This is a genomic window from Nocardiopsis algeriensis (genome assembly GCF_014203695.1).
Taxonomy (GTDB): domain Bacteria; phylum Actinomycetota; class Actinomycetes; order Streptosporangiales; family Streptosporangiaceae; genus Nocardiopsis; species Nocardiopsis algeriensis.
This window is the reverse complement of record NZ_JACHJO010000004.1, coordinates 244,746-260,877: the sequence shown is the minus strand read 5'-3', so window position 1 is coordinate 260,877 and position 16,132 is coordinate 244,746. Positions and strand designations below refer to the sequence as shown.

Annotated in this window: 15 protein-coding genes; 6 read left to right on the top strand and 9 right to left on the bottom strand. The window is 71.6% G+C overall.

The window, feature by feature from the left end; all coding sequences use genetic code 11:
- Positions 1–24: 24 nt before the first annotated feature.
- The 3 genes from glgX to FHS13_RS07730 all read right to left on the bottom strand — a co-directional run bounded on the left by glgX (position 25) and on the right by FHS13_RS07730 (position 4,764).
- A complete protein-coding gene (gene glgX, locus FHS13_RS07740; protein WP_184289791.1) occupies positions 25–2,205 on the bottom strand; it encodes a glycogen debranching protein GlgX in 2,181 nt (726 codons plus the stop codon).
- Between the two features lie 271 nt (positions 2,206–2,476).
- Entirely contained in the window at positions 2,477–4,108 is a 1,632-nt protein-coding gene (locus tag FHS13_RS07735; protein WP_184289788.1) for an acyl-CoA dehydrogenase family protein, read from the bottom strand.
- Positions 4,109–4,338: 230 nt separating this feature from the next.
- Positions 4,339–4,764, bottom strand: a complete 426-nt coding sequence (locus FHS13_RS07730) for an Hsp20/alpha crystallin family protein (protein ID WP_184289785.1) — start codon at positions 4,762–4,764, stop codon at positions 4,339–4,341.
- Positions 4,765–5,126: 362 nt separating this feature from the next.
- On the opposite strand from FHS13_RS07730, the gene FHS13_RS21345 reads away from it, so the two are divergent.
- The gene (locus tag FHS13_RS21345; protein ID WP_184289782.1) at positions 5,127–5,468 is read left to right on the top strand and encodes a DUF5713 family protein; all 342 of its coding nucleotides are present in this window, start codon (positions 5,127–5,129) and stop codon (positions 5,466–5,468) included.
- A gap of 61 nt (positions 5,469–5,529) precedes the next feature.
- On the opposite strand, the gene FHS13_RS07720 is transcribed toward FHS13_RS21345, so the two are convergent.
- The 5 genes from FHS13_RS07720 to FHS13_RS21930 all read right to left on the bottom strand — a co-directional run bounded on the left by FHS13_RS07720 (position 5,530) and on the right by FHS13_RS21930 (position 9,217).
- Positions 5,530–6,285 (bottom strand): sirohydrochlorin chelatase, encoded by a 756-nt coding sequence (locus tag FHS13_RS07720; protein WP_184289779.1) that lies wholly within the window; start codon positions 6,283–6,285, stop codon positions 5,530–5,532.
- A 23-nt stretch (positions 6,286–6,308) separates the two neighbouring features.
- A complete protein-coding gene (locus FHS13_RS07715) occupies positions 6,309–7,010 on the bottom strand; it encodes a phosphoadenylyl-sulfate reductase (RefSeq protein ID WP_184289777.1) in 702 nt (233 codons plus the stop codon).
- Between the two features lie 2 nt (positions 7,011–7,012).
- Positions 7,013–7,207 carry a hypothetical protein gene (locus tag FHS13_RS07710; RefSeq protein WP_184289774.1) on the bottom strand — a complete coding sequence of 65 codons (195 nt, stop codon included), beginning with the start codon at positions 7,205–7,207 and terminating at the stop codon, positions 7,013–7,015.
- A gap of 77 nt (positions 7,208–7,284) precedes the next feature.
- Positions 7,285–8,955, bottom strand: a complete 1,671-nt coding sequence (locus FHS13_RS07705; RefSeq protein WP_184289771.1) for a nitrite/sulfite reductase — start codon at positions 8,953–8,955, stop codon at positions 7,285–7,287.
- A gap of 172 nt (positions 8,956–9,127) precedes the next feature.
- Positions 9,128–9,217: a putative leader peptide gene (locus FHS13_RS21930; protein WP_420222378.1), complete on the bottom strand. Its 90-nt coding sequence runs from the start codon at positions 9,215–9,217 to the stop codon at positions 9,128–9,130.
- A gap of 118 nt (positions 9,218–9,335) precedes the next feature.
- On the opposite strand from FHS13_RS21930, the gene FHS13_RS07700 reads away from it, so the two are divergent.
- The 4 genes from FHS13_RS07700 to FHS13_RS07685 all read left to right on the top strand — a co-directional run bounded on the left by FHS13_RS07700 (position 9,336) and on the right by FHS13_RS07685 (position 13,884).
- On the top strand, positions 9,336–10,349 hold the full coding sequence (locus FHS13_RS07700; protein ID WP_184289768.1) for a YhjD/YihY/BrkB family envelope integrity protein: 1,014 nt from the start codon (positions 9,336–9,338) through the stop codon (positions 10,347–10,349).
- 85 nt (positions 10,350–10,434) lie between these two features.
- Positions 10,435–11,247, top strand: a complete 813-nt coding sequence (locus FHS13_RS07695) for a hypothetical protein (protein WP_184289765.1) — start codon at positions 10,435–10,437, stop codon at positions 11,245–11,247.
- A gap of 359 nt (positions 11,248–11,606) precedes the next feature.
- On the top strand, positions 11,607–13,052 hold the full coding sequence (locus FHS13_RS07690) for a hypothetical protein (RefSeq protein WP_184289762.1): 1,446 nt from the start codon (positions 11,607–11,609) through the stop codon (positions 13,050–13,052).
- A gap of 31 nt (positions 13,053–13,083) precedes the next feature.
- The gene (locus tag FHS13_RS07685; protein WP_184289759.1) at positions 13,084–13,884 is read left to right on the top strand and encodes a hypothetical protein; all 801 of its coding nucleotides are present in this window, start codon (positions 13,084–13,086) and stop codon (positions 13,882–13,884) included.
- Positions 13,885–13,965: 81 nt separating this feature from the next.
- Here the strand turns inward: FHS13_RS07685 and FHS13_RS07680 are convergent, their stop codons facing one another.
- Positions 13,966–15,126, bottom strand: a complete 1,161-nt coding sequence (locus FHS13_RS07680) for an MFS transporter (protein WP_184290250.1) — start codon at positions 15,124–15,126, stop codon at positions 13,966–13,968.
- A gap of 364 nt (positions 15,127–15,490) precedes the next feature.
- Here FHS13_RS07680 and FHS13_RS07675 point away from each other — a divergent pair, with 364 nt between their 5' ends.
- A complete protein-coding gene (locus tag FHS13_RS07675; protein ID WP_184289756.1) occupies positions 15,491–16,051 on the top strand; it encodes a GNAT family N-acetyltransferase in 561 nt (186 codons plus the stop codon).
- Positions 16,052–16,132: the final 81 nt, after the last annotated feature.

The following is a 16,132-nucleotide window of genomic DNA, read 5'->3' as shown; positions in this document are numbered from 1 at the left end:
CCTGCCGCCCCGGCCCGGGCCGTGTCAGGAGGTGCCGCCGGCCTTGTGGGAGACCCGGCGCAGCAGGAGCAGCGCCCGGTCGATGACCTCGACGGGGCCGCTGGCCTCAGCGAACGGGCGCCCGCCCACGTCCGGCTCGGCCGTGTCCAGGACGGTCTCCCACGCCATCCCGTACTCGGTGCCGGGCACGGTGAACTCGACCGTGTCCGCCCCGCTGTTGAGCAGGAGCAGGAACGAGCTGTCGCGGATCCGCCGCCCGCGCGGGTCGGGCTCGGTGATCGCGTCCCCGTTGAGGAACACCCCCAGCGCCCGTCCCGACCGGTTCCAGTCCTCGCCGGTCATGGGCCTGCCGTCGGGTCGCAGCCACGCGATGTCGGGCAGCTGCGCCCGCTTGCGGCTCCCGCCCTTGCCGCCGTTGCGGGCCCCGCTCTCCACCGGACTGCCGCGGAAGAAGCGGCGCCGCCGGAAGACGGGGTGCTCGCGGCGCAGGCGGGCCAGCATGCGCACGTAGTCCAGCAGGTCGTTGTCGGGTTCCTCGCCCTCCTCCAGCCCGGCGGCCTTCCAGTCGATCCAGGAGATCTCGTTGTCCTGGCAGTAGGCGTTGTTGTTGCCGCCCTGGGTGCGGCCCACCTCGTCGCCGTGGGAGAGCATCACCACGCCCTGGGACAGGTACAGCGTGGTGAGGAAGTTGCGCACCTGGCGGCGGCGCAGGGTGATGATCTCGGGGTCCTCGGTGGCGCCCTCCGCGCCGTGGTTCCAGGACCTGTTGTCGTCGGTCCCGTCCCGGTTGTCCTCCCCGTTGGCCTCGTTGTGCTTGTGGTTGTAGGAGACCAGGTCGGCGAGGGTGAAGCCGTCGTGGCACGTGATGAAGTTGATGGAGGCCACCGGGCGGCGCCCGTCGTCCTGGTACAGGTCGCTGGAGCCCGACAGGCGCGAGGCCAGTTCACCCAGCACGGGCTGACCGCGCCAGAAGTCGCGCACGGTGTCGCGGTACTTGCCGTTCCACTCGGTCCACAGGGGCGGGAAGTTGCCCACCTGGTAACCGCCCGGGCCCACGTCCCAGGGCTCGGCGATCAGCTTGACCTGGGAGATCACCGGGTCCTGCTGGACGATGTCGAAGAACGTGCTCAGCCGGTCCACGTCGTGGAACTCCCGCGCCAGCGCCGAGGCCAGGTCGAAGCGGAACCCGTCCACGTGCATCTCCAGGACCCAGTAGCGCAGCGAGTCCATGATCAGCTGGAGCGAGTGCGGGTGGCGCACGTTGAGGCTGTTGCCGCACCCGGTGTAGTCCAGGTAGTAGCGCTGGTCCTCGTCGCTGACCCGGTAGTAGCTGAGGTTGTCGATGCCGCGCAGCGACAGCGTGGGCCCCATGTGGTCGCCCTCGGCGGTGTGGTTGTAGACCACGTCGAGCAGGACCTCGATGCCGGCCTCGTGCAGCGACTTCACCATCGCCTTGAACTCCTGGACCTGCTGCCCGCGCGAGCCCAGCGCCGCGTAGCCGCTGTGCGGGGCCAGGTAGGCGAGGGTGTTGTACCCCCAGTAGTTGGTCAGGCCCCGGGCGACCATCGCGTGCTCGGGCACGAAGTGGTGCACCGGCATGAGCTCGACCGCCGTCACCCCCAGCGAGACGAGGTACTCGATCACGGCCGGGTGGGCCAGCCCCGAGTAGGTTCCCCGCTGGTGCTCGGGGATGCCCGGGTGGCGCATGGTCATGCCGCGCACGTGCGTCTCGTAGATCACGGTCCGGTGGTAGGGCGTGCGGGGCCGGGACTCGTTGCCCCAGTCGAAGAAGGGGCTGACCACCACGCACTTGGGGACGTAGGGGGCGCTGTCGGCGGTGTTCTTGCGGTCGGGAGCGGAGAAGTGGTAGCTGAACAGCGACTCGTGCCAGGTGAGGTTGCCGTTCAGCGCCTTGGCGTAGGGATCGGTGAGCAGTTTGTTGGGGTTGCAGCGCAGCCCGCGCTCGGGCGCGTAGGGACCGTGGACCCGGTAACCGTACTGCTGCCCGGGGCCGACCCCGGGGAGGTAACCGTGCCAGACGAAGCCGTCGTACTCGGTCAGGGGTATTCGGGTCTCCTCGCCGTCGTCGTCGAACAGGCACAGGTCCACCCGTTCGGCCACCTCGGAGAAGAGGGAGAAATTGGTGCCGGAACCGTCGTAGGTCGCACCGAGCGGATAGGAGCTACCAGGCCAGACTTCCACCATAGGCGTCGTCAAGTCTCTTGTTTTCAGGGCTTTCGTGGACACGTGTCCGGAAGGTCCTGCATGCCGGGACTTCCGCGGCCCGAAAGCGGTCGGTTGTGTTCGTGACGACTTCTTTCTTCCGCTCTGCAGCGGAAAGTATGCCGACCTGCGCCGATGATAATTCAGCCTGTCCCGTAATGGGATGATTCGTCCGCGAATAATATTTCTCGGGGAAGAAGAGGAAATGACGATGGTCCCCGCCCGCCCTTTCCGGAACGGGCGGGGCGGGCGTTCACCTCTGGGGCCGGGCCCGCTCCAGGATCAGCTCGGTGTCCACCCCGCGCGGCAGGGTGCCGAACACGTGGCCCCACTCCCCGCCCAGCCGGGACACCGTGAACGCCTCGGCCACCGGGGTGGGGGAGAAGCGCAGCAGCACCGAGGCCTGGAGCAGCAGCGCCATCAGCTCCACCACCGACCGGGCCCGGTACTGGGCCTCCTCCGTGTCGCCCAGCACCCGCTCCAGCCGCTTGAACGCCGAGTCGAAGTGGTCGTCCACGCCCCGGGCGGCACCCAGCTCCGCCAGGAACGCCTCCACCGCCTCGGGGCTGCGGCCCATCGCGCGCAGCACGTCCAGCGCCGCCACGTTGCCCGATCCCTCCCAGATCGAGTTGAGCGGGGAGTCCCGGAACAGCCGCGGCATCCCCGACTCCTCCACGTAGCCGTTGCCGCCCAGGCACTCCAGCGCCTCGGCCGCGTGCGCGGGCTGGCGCTTGGTCACCCAGAACTTGCTCACCGCCACACCCAGGCGCCGGAACGCCGTCTCGGAGGCGTCCCCGCGCACCGAGCGGTCCACCGCCCCCGCCAGGCGCGTCATCAGGGCCGTGGCCGCCTCCGACTCCAGGGCCAGGTCGGCGAGCACGTTGCGCATCAGCGGCTGCTCCACCAGCACCCCGCCGAACGCCTGCCGGTGCTCGGCGTGGTGCAGCGCCTGCACCACGGCGGCGCGCATGCCCGCGGCCGAACCGATGACGCAGTCCAGACGGGTGCTGTTGACCATCTCGATGATCGTGGGAACTCCTCGCCCGGGTTCTCCCACGAGATGGGCGACGGCACCGTCGTACTCCAGCTCGGCCGAGGCGTTGGAGCGGTTGCCGAGCTTGTCCTTGAGCCGCTGGATGTACAGGGCGTTGCGGCTGCCGTCCTCCAGCACCCGCGGCACCAGGAAGCAGCTGAGACCCTCCGGCGCCTGGGCCAGTGTCAGGAAGAAGTCGCTCATCGGCGCCGACGTGAACCACTTGTGCCCCGTCAGCACGTGGTGCCCCTCCGCGGTGGGCACCGCCCGCGTGGTGTTCGCGCGCACGTCCGATCCGCCCTGCTTCTCGGTCATCGACATGCCGGCGACGAGGCCGCGCTTGGTGTGCGGCGGACGCAGCCCGAAGTCGTAGGTGCGCGAGGCCAGCAGCGGTTCGTAGCGCCCGGCCAGCCCGGGGGAGTGCCGCAGCGCGGGCACCGCCGCGTAGGTCATGGAGATCGGACACCCGTGGCCCGCCTCGGCCTGAGACCACAGGTAGAACTTCGCGGCCCGCGCCACGTGCGCCCCGGCCCGGTCCTCCGCCCAGGGCGCGGCGTGCATGCCGTGGGCGACGGCCTGCTCCATGAGGACGTGGTAGGCGGGCTGGTAGTCGACCTCGTCCACGCGGTGGCCGTAGCGGTCGTGGGTACGCAGCACGGGGGTGTAGGTGTTGGCGGCCTCGCCCCAGGAGCGCACCCGCTCCGACCCGGCCGCGTCGCCCACCTCCCGTACCTCCGCCTCGGCCCACGGGGCGCCTTCCCGCCGCAGCCCCTCCAGGAGCGCGGGTTCGTCCGCGGCGCTGTGGTCGCCCAGCGGGGGAGCCTGGTTGAACACCTCGTGAGTGGGAGGCATGGGGGACCGTCCTTCGGCTTCGGTGTCGGTCGGGGTGCGGGAATCCTATCCGCGTCGCACGCATACAGGGAGGCCGGAGGGTACCGCGGCGCTCGCCGGGCCCGCGGCAGGGGCCCGGCGGGAGGGGGCACACGCTTTCCAGGACCGGGAAACCTGTTCCCGCCCGGAGGAGGGCGGACGGCGGCGGGGCCGCATCCGGGTGCGGCCCCGCCGATGGTGCGGTGTCCGGATCAGGCGTTGATCGCGGTCTGCCGACGGTCGCCGGGGCGGCCGACCACGATCTTGCGGGCCTTGGACCGCTCGGCCACCGGGATGCGCAGGGTCAGCACCCCGTCGGCGTGGTCGGCGGCGATGTTCTCGGTGTCCAGGGAGTCACCGAGAAGGATCCGCCGGGTGAACGTGCCGCTCGGTCGCTCGCAGGCGACGACGTCCCGACCCTCTCGCCGCAGCGCGGGGCGATCGGCCTTCACCGTGAGCACGTTCTGCTCGACCTCGACGTCGATGCCCTCGGGGGCGACCCCCGGAAGGTCGAGGTGGAGCACGAAGTCGTCGCCCTCGCGATAGGCATCCATCGGCACGGCTGCCGGGCGGTTGCTCTCCAGAATCTGCTGGGTGATCCGGTCGAACTCACGGAACGGGTCGGTGCGCATCAGCATCGTTCGTCACCTCCTGTGTCGACTTCTTGCCGATACCTGATGCGGTTGCACTCAACTTTATTGCCACTACCTCGTTCGATCAAACATGTGGGGGTACATGAGCGGGGGTCTCCGCACAGGACCGCCCTGCGCATGTTCCGCTCCTGCGCCGCACACATGAGTTCCGGGGTGTCCTGCGGGCCCTCCGGCACCGTGTCCGCGCCCGTGTCCGGACGATGTGCGCACGCGGTCGGCGAAGAGGTCCGGGACCGGTCACCGTGCGGGCGGTGTTCGGCCGAACGGAGAAGCAGCGGCGCACCTTCCCGTTTGTCGGCGGCGCGGTGCAGGATCGGTGCGTCCGACTCCCCCGAGAAAGGGCCGCCGTGCCGATCACGAGCCCCCAGGCCGCCGACCGCGTCTTCCTGCAGCAGCTCTACAGCGACCCCTGCTTCCCCGACCGCGTCCTCGACAAGGGCAGGGCGATCCTGGTGCGGCTGTGCGAACGGATCGAGGCCGAGCGCCCCGGGGACATCACCGCGCTCTATACGCTCACCAGGGGCTCGACCGAGGAGTTCAACGCCCTGGAGGAGGAGTTCGCCGCGGAGGGCAGCGGGATCGAGACCGTGGCGCGGGAGAAGATCGTCGAGGAGTTCTGGTTCGTGGCCACCGCGTACGGCTTCACCGGTGCGGACCCCGAAAAACTCGTCGCGGGCAGGAACTGGTGAACGTCCGAGAAGCGGCGGCGGGCGGTCCTCCGCAAGGGACCGCCCGCCGCCCGTCCCGGTCCTACACCGGCGCGTGGCGCCGCGCCAGTGCCGCGTCGTAGCGTTCCACCGCCACCTGCGCCAGTTCCGGGGCGTCCTGCAGGGCCTCCGACACCGTGTCCGCGCCCGCGTCCAGGGACTGCGCGCGCACGCGGTCGGCGAAGAGGCCCGGGGCCAGCAGGTAGGTGGCCACCGCGACCCGCCGTGCCCCTCGCTCCCTCAGTGCGGCCACCGCCTCGCCGGGGCGGGGCCCGGCGGCCGAGGCGTAGGCCGCCGCGGCCTCGCGCCACGGCCCCCGGCGGCCCAGCTCGGCCGCCGCTGCCGCGACGATCGCGTTGGCCCTCGGGTCGCTGGAGCCGGCCGAGGCCAGCACCAGCGCCGTGTCCGGGCCCGGGCGGGCCCCGGCCTCGGCCAGGCGCCGCTCCACCGCTCCCAACAGCAGCGGGTGCGGCCCCAGGGTGTCCGCGTAGTGCAGCCGCAGCCACGGACTCTCCTCCCGCGAGCGCGCCAGCACCTCGGGGATGTCGGTCCTGCTGTGGAAGGCCGCCGTCAGCAGCGCGGGCAGCACCACCGCCTCACCGGCGCCCTCCGACGCCAGGCCGTCCAGCGCGTCGGAGGCCGAGGGCGCCGTGTGGTCCAGGTAGGAGACGCGCACGTCCAGCCCCGGGCGCAGCCGCCGGACCTGTTCGAACACCGCCTCGACCGCCTGTGCCGCCCTCGGATCGCGGCTGCCGTGGGCGACCGCCAGCAGCGGCACCGGGGGAGTGGTCTCGTGCATGGGGATGCCTTCCTGGGCGCGGTCTAGACGTGGATGCCGCACTCGGTCCTCCCCGTCCCCGACCAGCGGCCGCTGCGCGGGTCCTCGCCCGGCGCCACCCTGCGGGTGCACGGCTCGCAGCCGATCGACGGGTAGCCGTCGTACTGCAGCGGGTTCACCAGCACACCGTGCTCGGCGATGTGGGAGTCGACCTGCTCCTGCGTCCAACGTGCGATCGGGTTGACCTTCGTCATCCGCTTGCGCCGGTCCCACTGCACGACCGGGGTGTCGCGGCGGGCAGCCGAGTCCTCGCGGCGCAGGCCCGTCAGCCACGCCGAGTACGGTGCGAGCGCCTTCTGCAGCGGTTCGACCTTGCGCAGGTGGCAGCACAGCTCCGGATTCCGCCCGTGCAGCCGCGGCCCCAGCGCCGCGTCCTGCTCGGCCACCGTGCGGGACGGCTCCACGTTGACGAGGTTGATGTCGTAGACCGACTCCACCGCGTCGCGGGTGCCGATGGTCTCGGGGAAGTGGTACCCGGTGTCCAGGAAGATCACGTCGATCCCCGGGACCACCTTGGAGGCGAGGTCGACCATGAGGGAGTCGGCCATGGACGAGGTCATGCACAGTCCGTCGCCGAAGGTCTCGGCGGCCCAGGCGATGATCTCCTGGGCGGTGGCCTCCTCCAGCTCGCGAGCGGCGCGCTCGGCGAGCTCGGGGCCGCCCACGGGGGTGATGGCGGTGTTCATCTCTACCCTTCCGTCTGTCTGGGGGGTGTGCCGCCGAAGGAGGCCGAGCGCAGGCCCGCGTACTTGACCCGGAACACCCGGGCGCAGGACAGGCAGGCCCACGGGTAGCCCTCGCCCTTCACCGCGGCGCCCTCCTCGGGCACCAGGTCCTCCTCACCGCAGTAGGGGCAGTAGTAGGGTGCGGCCCTCTCGGACACGGCGCATCTCCTCGCTGGGGACTTCGTGGGAACCGGGGAAGTCGCGGGGCGGCCCCGGCCGGGGCCGCCCCGCGGGGTCACTTCAGGTCGTCGTCGGAGGCGCGGGCCGCCCAGGACGCGAACGACTCGCCGTCCTGCTTCTGCTCCTGGAACCGGCGCAGCACCCGCTCGATGTAGTCGGGCATCTCCTCGGCGGTGGTCTTCAGGCCGCGCACCTTCTTGCCGAAGGCCGCGTCCAGCCCCATGCCGCCACCCAGGTGGATCTGGTAGCCCTCCACCTGCTCGCCGCGCTCGTCGACCACCAGCTGGCCCTTGAAGCCGATGTCGGCGACCTGCACGCGCGCGCACGAGTTCGGGCAGCCGTTGACGTTGATGGTCAGCGGCTCGGTGAAGTCCGGGAGCCGCTTCTCCAGCTCGTCGATGAGGGTGGAGGCGCGCTGCTTGGTCTCCACGATCGCGAGCTTGCAGTACTCGATGCCGGTGCACGCCATCGTCTGGCGGCGGAACGTGCTCGGGTTGACCTGGAGGTCCTCGGCCTCCAGCGCGGCGGTGATGGAGGCGATCCGCTCCTCCTCGACGTCGAGGATGACGAGCTTCTGGTCGGGCGTGGTGCAGATGCGGTCGGAGCCGTGCTCCTCGGCGATCTCGGCGACGCGCAGCAGCGTCGTGCCCGACACGCGGCCCACCCGCGGGGCGAACCCCACGTAGTACTTGCCGTCGCGCTGGCGGTGCACGCCCACGTGGTCGCGGCGCAGGCCCGAGTCGAGCACCGGAGCGGGGCCGTCGGGCAGGGCGTAGCCCAGGTACTCCTTCTCCAGGACGTCGCGGAACTTCTCCGCGCCCCAGTCCTTGACGAGGAACTTGAGGCGGGCGCGCGAGCGCAGGCGCCGGTAGCCGTAGTCGCGGAAGATCGAGCAGACGCCCGCCCACACCTCGCTCACCCGCTCCGGGCTCACGAACGCGCCGAGCCGCACGGAGAACATCGGGTTGGTGGACAGGGCGCCGCCCACCTGCAGGTCGTAGCCGACCTCGCCCCGCTCGTTGCGCACACCCACGAAGGCCACGTCGTTGATCTCGTGGTTGACGCAGTGGACCGAGCAGCCCGACACGGACGTCTTGAACTTGCGGGGGAGGTTGGAGAACTCCGGGCTGCCGATGTGGTCCTCGTAGATCTGCCGCAGCTGGGGCGTGGGGTCGATGACCTCGTCCTCGGCCACGCCGGCCAGCGGACAGCCCAGCATGCCGCGCGGGGTGTCACCGCAGGCCTCGGTGGTGGACAGGCCCACCGACTCCAGCTTCTCCCAGATCGCCGGCACGTCCTCGATCTCGACCCAGTGGTACTGGATGTTCTGCCGGTCGGTGATGTCGGCGGTGTTGCGGGCGTGGTCGCGGGAGATCTCGCCGATGGCGCGCACCTGGGCGACCGACAGCTGTGCGCCGTCGATGCGCACGCGCATCATGAAGTAGCGGTCGTCGAGCTCCTCCGGCTCCAGGATCGCGGTCTTGCCGCCGTCGATCCCCGGAGCGCGCTGGGTGTAGAGGCCGTACCAGCGGAAACGCCCACGCAGGTCGGAGGGGTCGATCGAGTCGAACCCGCCCTTGGCGTAGATGTTGATGATCCGTTCGCGGACGTTGAGCCCGTCGTCGTTCTTCTTGTTCTCCTCGTTCTTGTTCAGCGGTTCACGGTAGCCGAGGGCCCACTGGCCCTCACCGCGCCGACGGCGGGGCTTGACGGAAGAGGGAGGCATCGCGGGTGTCTCCGATGGGGTCGCGGGGCGCTCACGGTCCCGGCGCCCGCACCGTCGGCCCTCGGCACCGCACGTCGTCGTGCGAGGCCGCGGGTGATACCGCGTGTGTGGGAAGAAAGGGGAGGGCGCCGGTGCCGCGCGCACCCCTGGGGTGCGTCAAAAGGCGGCGAGATTAACCGACGCTGCAACAGATGGCGCTGCCGACCCTGAGGAGGTCCACGTGCCGACGCACGTAGAGCATGGGGTCCAGGACAGCGAACATGCCATGAGAATGTCATGGGCGCCGCTCCCTTGTCCAGGTGCCTTCCGCAAGGGCCGGAGGTGAGCCACGTCACGCCCCGGTGATGCCGCAGGTCGGCGCGGACGCTAACGTTCTTCTCGTGGCGGGTTTCTGGGAAGGGCTGTGGCGCATCACCGACGCCTGGCTCAGGGCGCATCCCCTCGTGCGCGGCAGCACGCTCCTCGTCCTGCGCACGCTCCGCTCCTTCGCCCGCCACCGCGTACTGGGCCTGGCCGCCGAGTCGGCCTTCTTCACCATCATCTCCCTGCCCGCCCTCATGCTCGGTCTGCTCGGCGCACTGGCGCCGCTGGCGGCCGTGCTGGGGGAGGGGCTGGTCGAGGGTGTCAGGCTGTGGATCCTCGACCTGGCCGCCCACGTGCTGACGCAGGAGGCCGTCGACTCCCTGGTGGCACCCATGGTCGACGAGTTCTTCGGCGGGGCCCAGGGCGGGATCCTGTCGCTCACCTTCCTGGTCTCCCTGTGGTCGGGCTCGCGCGCGATGAACGTCTTCATCCGCTCCGTGACCATCGCCTACGGGCTCAGCGAGCTGCGCGGCTGGCTCGCCCAGCGCTCCCTCGCCTTCGCCGCCTACCTGGGCGGCCTCGCGTTCGCCCTGGTCGTGCTGCCCGTCCTGGTGGCCGGACCCGACCTGCTGCGCCGACTGCTGCCCGGGGCCTTCTCGCTGCGGCTCGACCTGCTGTACTGGCCGACGGTCGCCCTGCTGGCCGCCACCTCGGTCACCCTCCTCTACCTCCTCAGCGTCCCGGTGCGCACGCCGCTGTGGCGCCACCTGCCCGGCGCGCTGCTGGCCACCCTCCTTCTCCTCTGCGGCTCGGTGGGCCTGCGCGCCTACCTGGGCGCATCCTTCGGTCAGACGAGCATCTACGGCTCCCTGGCCGCGCCGATCGCCGTTCTGGCGTGGCTGTACGTGATGGCCATCGCGGTGCTGGTCGGCTCCTGCTTCAACGCCGAGATCGACGCGATGTGGCCCACGGTTCGCACGGCCGCCGCCCGCGCCGAGATCGCCAGCCGCGGCTACGAGCGCGCGGTCCGGCTCGTGAGGAGGCGGGAGAAGGCCGTCATCGAGACCATCGTGGAGAGCGGCGGCCGCTGACCGCCTCCGGCCGTCGCCGCGGCCCGTGTGGAACACTGGGACCGAGCCACCACCGAACCCCTCCGGCGGTGGGCGAGAGGAATCCGTGAGAACTCCCCCCGACCTCATGTCGTACGCGCTTCCGGGCACGTTCGCGTGCTGCATCCTCCCCGCCCTCTACCTGAGGGCGGACAGCACGGTGCCGCTGTCGGTCGGGATCGTCCTCGCCGCGTTCCTGGGCATGGCGGCGGTTGCCTTCTCCAGGGCCGGGTACGCGGAACCGCCCCTCGGAGAGTGGCGGCGCCGGAGCCTCTCGCGCTCCCTCACCACGAGCTCGCGAACCAATGCGGTCCTCTTCTGGACCAACGTTCCTGTCGCCCTGTTGAACGTCGGGCTCAGCCGCTGGACGCTCTCTCCCCTGCTCGCCGTCGCGGTCGCCCTCGCCGTGGCCTCCCACCTCCAACGCCGCCGGGAGAGGCTGGACATCCGGGCGCTGGCCGCAGAGGGCAGGCTCACCGGACCGAAGATCATCGGTCTCCGCGACGCTCGGCAGGTGCCCCGGGGATGGGTGCCGCTCCTGGTCCACCGGGAGGCCGGAACCCTGCGCGACCACTTCGCCGACCACCGCGTCACCGTCGACGGTGACCACGTGGGCTGGGTCGGCCCGGGCGAGGAACTGGTGGTCGGCCTCCCCCCGGGGCCGCACACCGTCCGGCTCCGGCTCGGAAGTCTCTCCGGCGACCCGGTGCGCATCGTCGCCGAGCCGGGAAAGCCCGTCCGGCTCCTGGCGGACCAGGGAGAAGGCGGCCCCAGGTCCGTTCTGGGGTGGTGGCGGAGTCCTGAGGCCCGGCTCCGGCTCGTCCGGGCCCCGGAGCCCGTACACGTCTCGCCGCCGGAGCGGGACGCAGCAGACCGCTGACCGGTTCCGGCCAATTTCGGTGTGAACCGATCGGCCCTCCCAGGTGTCCGAACAAGTGTGCAGACCGTGTCCGATGCCGGGGTCCGAAACCCTTCCGCGGCAACGTTCCAGGTCAGGGGAGGGGGCTTGGCGATGTGTCCGGAAACGATACGTCCCGTGTCCGATACACCTTCTCGAAGAAGGGACGGGAACGGTCGCCGACGGTCAGTATCATCGCGTTCAGCATCGACATCGACCACATGTGTGCCGGAACCGCTGCCGTACCGCCCCCCGGGCCGCGACCGCACGCCACCGCCGACCGAGGTCCACTGCCACCCGCACACGAACAGGTTCACGTTTCCCATGCCTTCGGAGGCACCATGAGCCGGGCGTCCCGACCGGGGCACCCCCGGCCCACAGCCGTCATCGTCATCGCCACGGACGAACGCAGCGCGGACATCACCATCGAGGGGCAGCGCCAGGTCGTCGCCGGGCAGACCCCCAAGGAGACCCGCCGCGCCGCCCTGGACGTCGCCACCGCCTACGCCGCCCGGATCGGCCAGCCGGTGCTCATCGACGCCCGCGACAGCAACGGCTACTGGAACCTGATCGCCACACCCGACGGTGTGGTGCAGGCCGCCGACCGGCTGCCGGAGGCGGTCTCGGCGCCGCCCGGCGGACCCGTCGCTGCCGGGCCTTCCGGCACGGGGCGGGGCAGCGGCCGCCGCGGCCTGGTCATCGTCGGTGCCGTCGTGCTCGCTCTGGTGCTGATCGCGGGCACGGGAGCGGTCGTCTGGCGCTTCCTGCCCGACTCCGCTCCCGCCGCCGGGGAGCAGCCGGCGGGGACCGAGGCCCTCGGACACCCGGCCCCGCCCGGTTTCACCGACACCGTCGCCTTCAGTGAGGCACTGGCACCGGGCAGCAGCCCGGGTGTCGGACGCGACGGCGGGCACATGGCCTTCATGGACGCCGAGGGCCGGCTGAACCTGTTCTCCGCCGACGGCACCCGGCTGTGGTCGGCGGACCTGCCCGCGCTCCCGGGGGAGTTCCTGGACGCCCCCCGGTTCGTCGAGTACGACGGGGAGCCCGCCGTGGTCATGGAGACCGCCGGAACCCTCTGGTTCTGGCCTCTCGGAGGCGGCTCGCACAGCAGCGTGGACCTGCCCGAGGACGGCTTCTCCCAGTACGTGGGCACGTCGGTGCTGGTCCGCCGGGGCAACGAGGCCTTCGTCCCGGTCGACGGCGAACTCGTGGCGGTCGAGGTGCCCGAGGGGTCCGCCCCCATGCTGGCCGAGGGCACCGAGGTGCTCAACGCCGTGGTCAACGGCCCCTGGACGTGGACGGACCCCGAAGGACGCAGCAGCGCGGTCACCGCGCAGCGCCCCGAGGGCGCGGGCGAGATGGAGTCCGTGGTCACCGCCCTGCGCGAATACGTCATCATCCGCTGGAAGCCGCTGCGCGGTGAAGGCACCGTGCTGGCCTTCCACGACAGCCGGGACGGAAGCGTCGCGGGCAGCGCCGAGGTCGACCCCGCCGACCTGGAGGAGGCGCGCCACCGCTCCGGCCCCGTCGGTACGGAGGTCGTCTCCTACGGGCCCCTCGTGCTGGACCCGGAGAGCGGCACCGCCGCGGTGGTCCCCGGGTTCGAACCCGAGATCGCCGTCGGGACCCTGGTCTTCGGCCGGCTCGGCGGAGCCCTGACCGCGGTCGGCCCCGACGGAGAGCCCCGGCCGGCCCGTTCCGGTGCGGCCCAGCCCGTCGGCCTGCTCGGCGACAACGCCGTCGTGGTCCATGACGACCACCTCTATGCCATTTCCTCCCACTAACAACCCCTGCACAAGAGAAGAAAGGAGTGGGATGTCCCCCAAGACACGGGTACTCACCGTGACCGCGGCCGGCCTGTTCATGGCCGGGTTCTCCGTCGGTCCGGCATTCGCCGACACCGTGGGTGAGGTCGACGAGCCCACAAGCGTCTCCGAGGAGACGGCAGGCGCCGCCGGCTCCAGCCTCACGGACGCCCCCACGGACGGCGACAGCGGAAACGACCCCCAGCCCGACCCCGACCCCGACCCCGGCGGCGGTGACGAGGGCGGCAACCCCGGTACCCCGGACCCCGAGCCGGACCCCGGTGACGGCGGCGGCACCCCCGACCCCGGCACCCCCGACCCCGGCACCCCGGACCCGGGTGACGGCGGCGACCCCGGCACCCCCGACCCCGACCCGGGTGACGGTGGCGGCACCCCTGACCCCGGTGACGGCGGTGGCGGCACCCCCGACCCGGGTGACGGCGGTGGCACCCCTGACCCCGGTGACGGCGGCGGTACTCCCGACCCGGGTGACGGTGGCGGCACCCCCGACCCGGGCGATGGTGGCGGCACCCCCGCCCCGGACCCCGGTGACGGCGGCGACATCGGTGTTCCGCCCCTGGAGCCCGGCACCCCCGGTGACGAGATCCAGGCTCCCGGCACCGCCGCTCCGGTGACCGCCGGCACCGCCACGAGCTCCACCACCGGTGGCAGCGGCAAGGGTGACAAGGAGGAGACCCTCCCCGTCACCGGTGTCGACATGCAGGGCTTCGTGCTCGGCGGTGCCGTCGTGACCGGCATCGGCGCCTTCGCCCTCTGGGCGGGTGCGCGTCGCCCGGCCTCCGTGGCCTAGCAGCACCCGCGGGTGGCGGTTCCGACCGTGCACCCGCACAGGGCCCCCGGCCGCGTCCCGCGGTCGGGGGCCCGTCCCTTCTCAGCCCCGGGGACGCAACGCCGAGGCGAGCAGGAAAGCGCCCGCGCCGGCCGCGGCCACCAGCCACAGCGCTGTTCCCAGGGAGGAGGAGTCGGCGACCAGGCCCACTGCCGGCGGAAAGGCCAGGAAGCCCGCCCGCCCCAGCCAGCCCACGATCGTCACCCCGTCCCCGGTACGCACCCCCGGCACGTTCCCGGCGGCGGCCAGGGTCAGCGGGAACAGCGTCGACACACCCAGCCCCATGACACCGAACCCGGCGATCGCGGCCGCGGGGTGGGGCACGAGCACGGCCAGCGAGATTCCGGCCGCCGCCAGCAGGCCGCACGTCCGCCCCACGGCGGCCGCGCCGAACCGGTCGGTGAAGCGGTCGCCGACCAGCCGCCCCAGCGTCATCATCGCCTGGCAGGCGACGAACGGCATCGCGGCCAGGAACAGCGGGGCTCCCAGCTCCGAGGTCATGTACACCGCGCCCCAGGAGGCGGCCGCGTCCTCGATGCCCCCTGCCGTCATCAGCAGTACCCCGAGCATCACGAGCAGGGCCACCCCGCGTCCGGGCATGCGGGTGCGGCCGCCCCGGCCGGAGGACTCCGCGCCGTCGGAGCGCTCGCTGTGCTCGGGGCCGGGGAGCAGCAGGCGGCTCACCAGCAGGTTGACTGCGAGCAGTACCGCGGACACCCCGCCCAGATGCCACAGGATGGGAGTTCCCGAGCCGGCCATCACCGCGCCCAGCAGGCCGCCCGCCACCGCGGCCAGGCTCCACACGGCGTGGAACGTGTTGATGATGGTGCGTCCGTAGCGGCGCTGCACCCGCAGTCCGTGGGCGTTCTGGGCCGAGTCGGTCCAGGCGTCGGCGGAGCCCAGCACGAACAGCGCACCCGCCAGCATCCACCAGTTCTGGGCCAGGGCGATGAAGGGCAGCGCGACGAGCGACACCATGCTCGTGCCGACCGCGGTGGGACCGCTGCCGAACCGGTGGATGAGCGGCCCCGCCAGCATTCCGGTCAGGATCGCCCCGGTGGGCATCGCCGCGATGGCCAACCCGAGCGCGGTGTTGGACAACCCCAGCGACTCCTTGACGACAGGGAGCCACGGGACGGCGTTGGTGTAGGTGAAGCCGTTGACGAAGAAGAGGGCGGAGACACCGAACCTGGCCCTGCGCATCTCCTGGACCGCACCCTGCTGTTGCTGAATGTTCAACCAGTGTCCTTCGAGGCAGATGGATGCGCCGATGGTACACAGCCCCTTTTGGGAGCGCTCCCACCGGGGGTGCTCCGAGGCCGCGGTCCGCCTCGTGGCCGTTGCGGCCGCTGTGCCCGGCAAGGTGCCTTGCTTTTGGGCACCGGAGAAAGTCAAATAGGGATTCTGTTCCGTTATCCCCACGTTTCGTCCCGGCCGCAGCACTTTCCGCCCCGACCAAGGCCCCTGCCTCCGGCCCGTCCCTCGCACAGGGCGTCCCCGCCCGCCTGTCCGCCGACTCCCTCACTCCGGGACCGTGCCCGCGGCCCGGACGGAACCGGAAGACCTCATGATCAACACGAGTGCGCTGCGAGAAAAGCCCACCCTCACCGGGGAGCGCGTACGTCTGGTGCCCCTCGCCCCCGAGCACACGGACGCCTACTTCGCCGCCGGCCTCGACGAGGAGGTCCGCAGGCTCACCGGAACACACCGGCAGATCACCTACGCGGAGGCCCGGGAGTGGTGTGAGACCCGGGCGGACCGGGCGGACCGGCTCGACCTGGCCATCACCGATGCGGCGAACGGCCGCTACCTGGGTGAGCTGTCCCTCTACGGGGTCGCCTCGGAGAACGAGAGCGCGGGGTACCGCATCGCCCTGTCCGCCATCGGGTTCACCGGCCAGGGCCTGGGCCGCGAGGCCACCCAGCTCGTCCTGGAGTACGCCTTCGAGAAGGTGGGCCTGCACCGGGTCTGGCTGTACGTCTACGCCTTCAACATGCGGGCCATCGCCGTCTACCGCTCCTGCGGCTTCTCCGTCGAGGGCAGGCTGCGCGACGCGCTGCTGTGGGAGGGCAGACGCCACGACGCCCTGCTCATGGCCGTGCTCCGAACGGGGTTCCGCGCGGGCTGACCTTCGGCTTTTTCCGGCGCCCGGGGTTGGGACCCCGGCGCGCCGGGGTATGCCGGTACCACTTTTCCAACGGCTCCCGCG

What these genes read in the sequence shown, in the direction of transcription:
- glgX (WP_184289791.1), bottom strand. Translation starts at nt 2,205, where the DNA reads ATGGTGGAAGTCTGGCCTGGTAGCTCCTATCCGCTCGGTGCGACCTAC.
- FHS13_RS07735 (WP_184289788.1), bottom strand. Translation starts at nt 4,108, where the DNA reads ATGCCTCCCACTCACGAGGTGTTCAACCAGGCTCCCCCGCTGGGCGAC.
- FHS13_RS07730 (WP_184289785.1), bottom strand. Translation starts at nt 4,764, where the DNA reads ATGCTGATGCGCACCGACCCGTTCCGTGAGTTCGACCGGATCACCCAG.
- FHS13_RS07720 (WP_184289779.1), bottom strand. Translation starts at nt 6,285, where the DNA reads ATGCACGAGACCACTCCCCCGGTGCCGCTGCTGGCGGTCGCCCACGGC.
- FHS13_RS07715 (WP_184289777.1), bottom strand. Translation starts at nt 7,010, where the DNA reads ATGAACACCGCCATCACCCCCGTGGGCGGCCCCGAGCTCGCCGAGCGC.
- FHS13_RS07705 (WP_184289771.1), bottom strand. Translation starts at nt 8,955, where the DNA reads ATGCCTCCCTCTTCCGTCAAGCCCCGCCGTCGGCGCGGTGAGGGCCAG.
- FHS13_RS21930 (WP_420222378.1), bottom strand. Translation starts at nt 9,217, where the DNA reads ATGTTCGCTGTCCTGGACCCCATGCTCTACGTGCGTCGGCACGTGGAC.
- FHS13_RS07690 (WP_184289762.1), top strand. Translation starts at nt 11,607, where the DNA reads ATGAGCCGGGCGTCCCGACCGGGGCACCCCCGGCCCACAGCCGTCATC.
- FHS13_RS07685 (WP_184289759.1), top strand. Translation starts at nt 13,084, where the DNA reads ATGTCCCCCAAGACACGGGTACTCACCGTGACCGCGGCCGGCCTGTTC.
- FHS13_RS07680 (WP_184290250.1), bottom strand. Translation starts at nt 15,126, where the DNA reads ATGCGCAGGGCCAGGTTCGGTGTCTCCGCCCTCTTCTTCGTCAACGGC.
- FHS13_RS07675 (WP_184289756.1), top strand. Translation starts at nt 15,491, where the DNA reads ATGATCAACACGAGTGCGCTGCGAGAAAAGCCCACCCTCACCGGGGAG.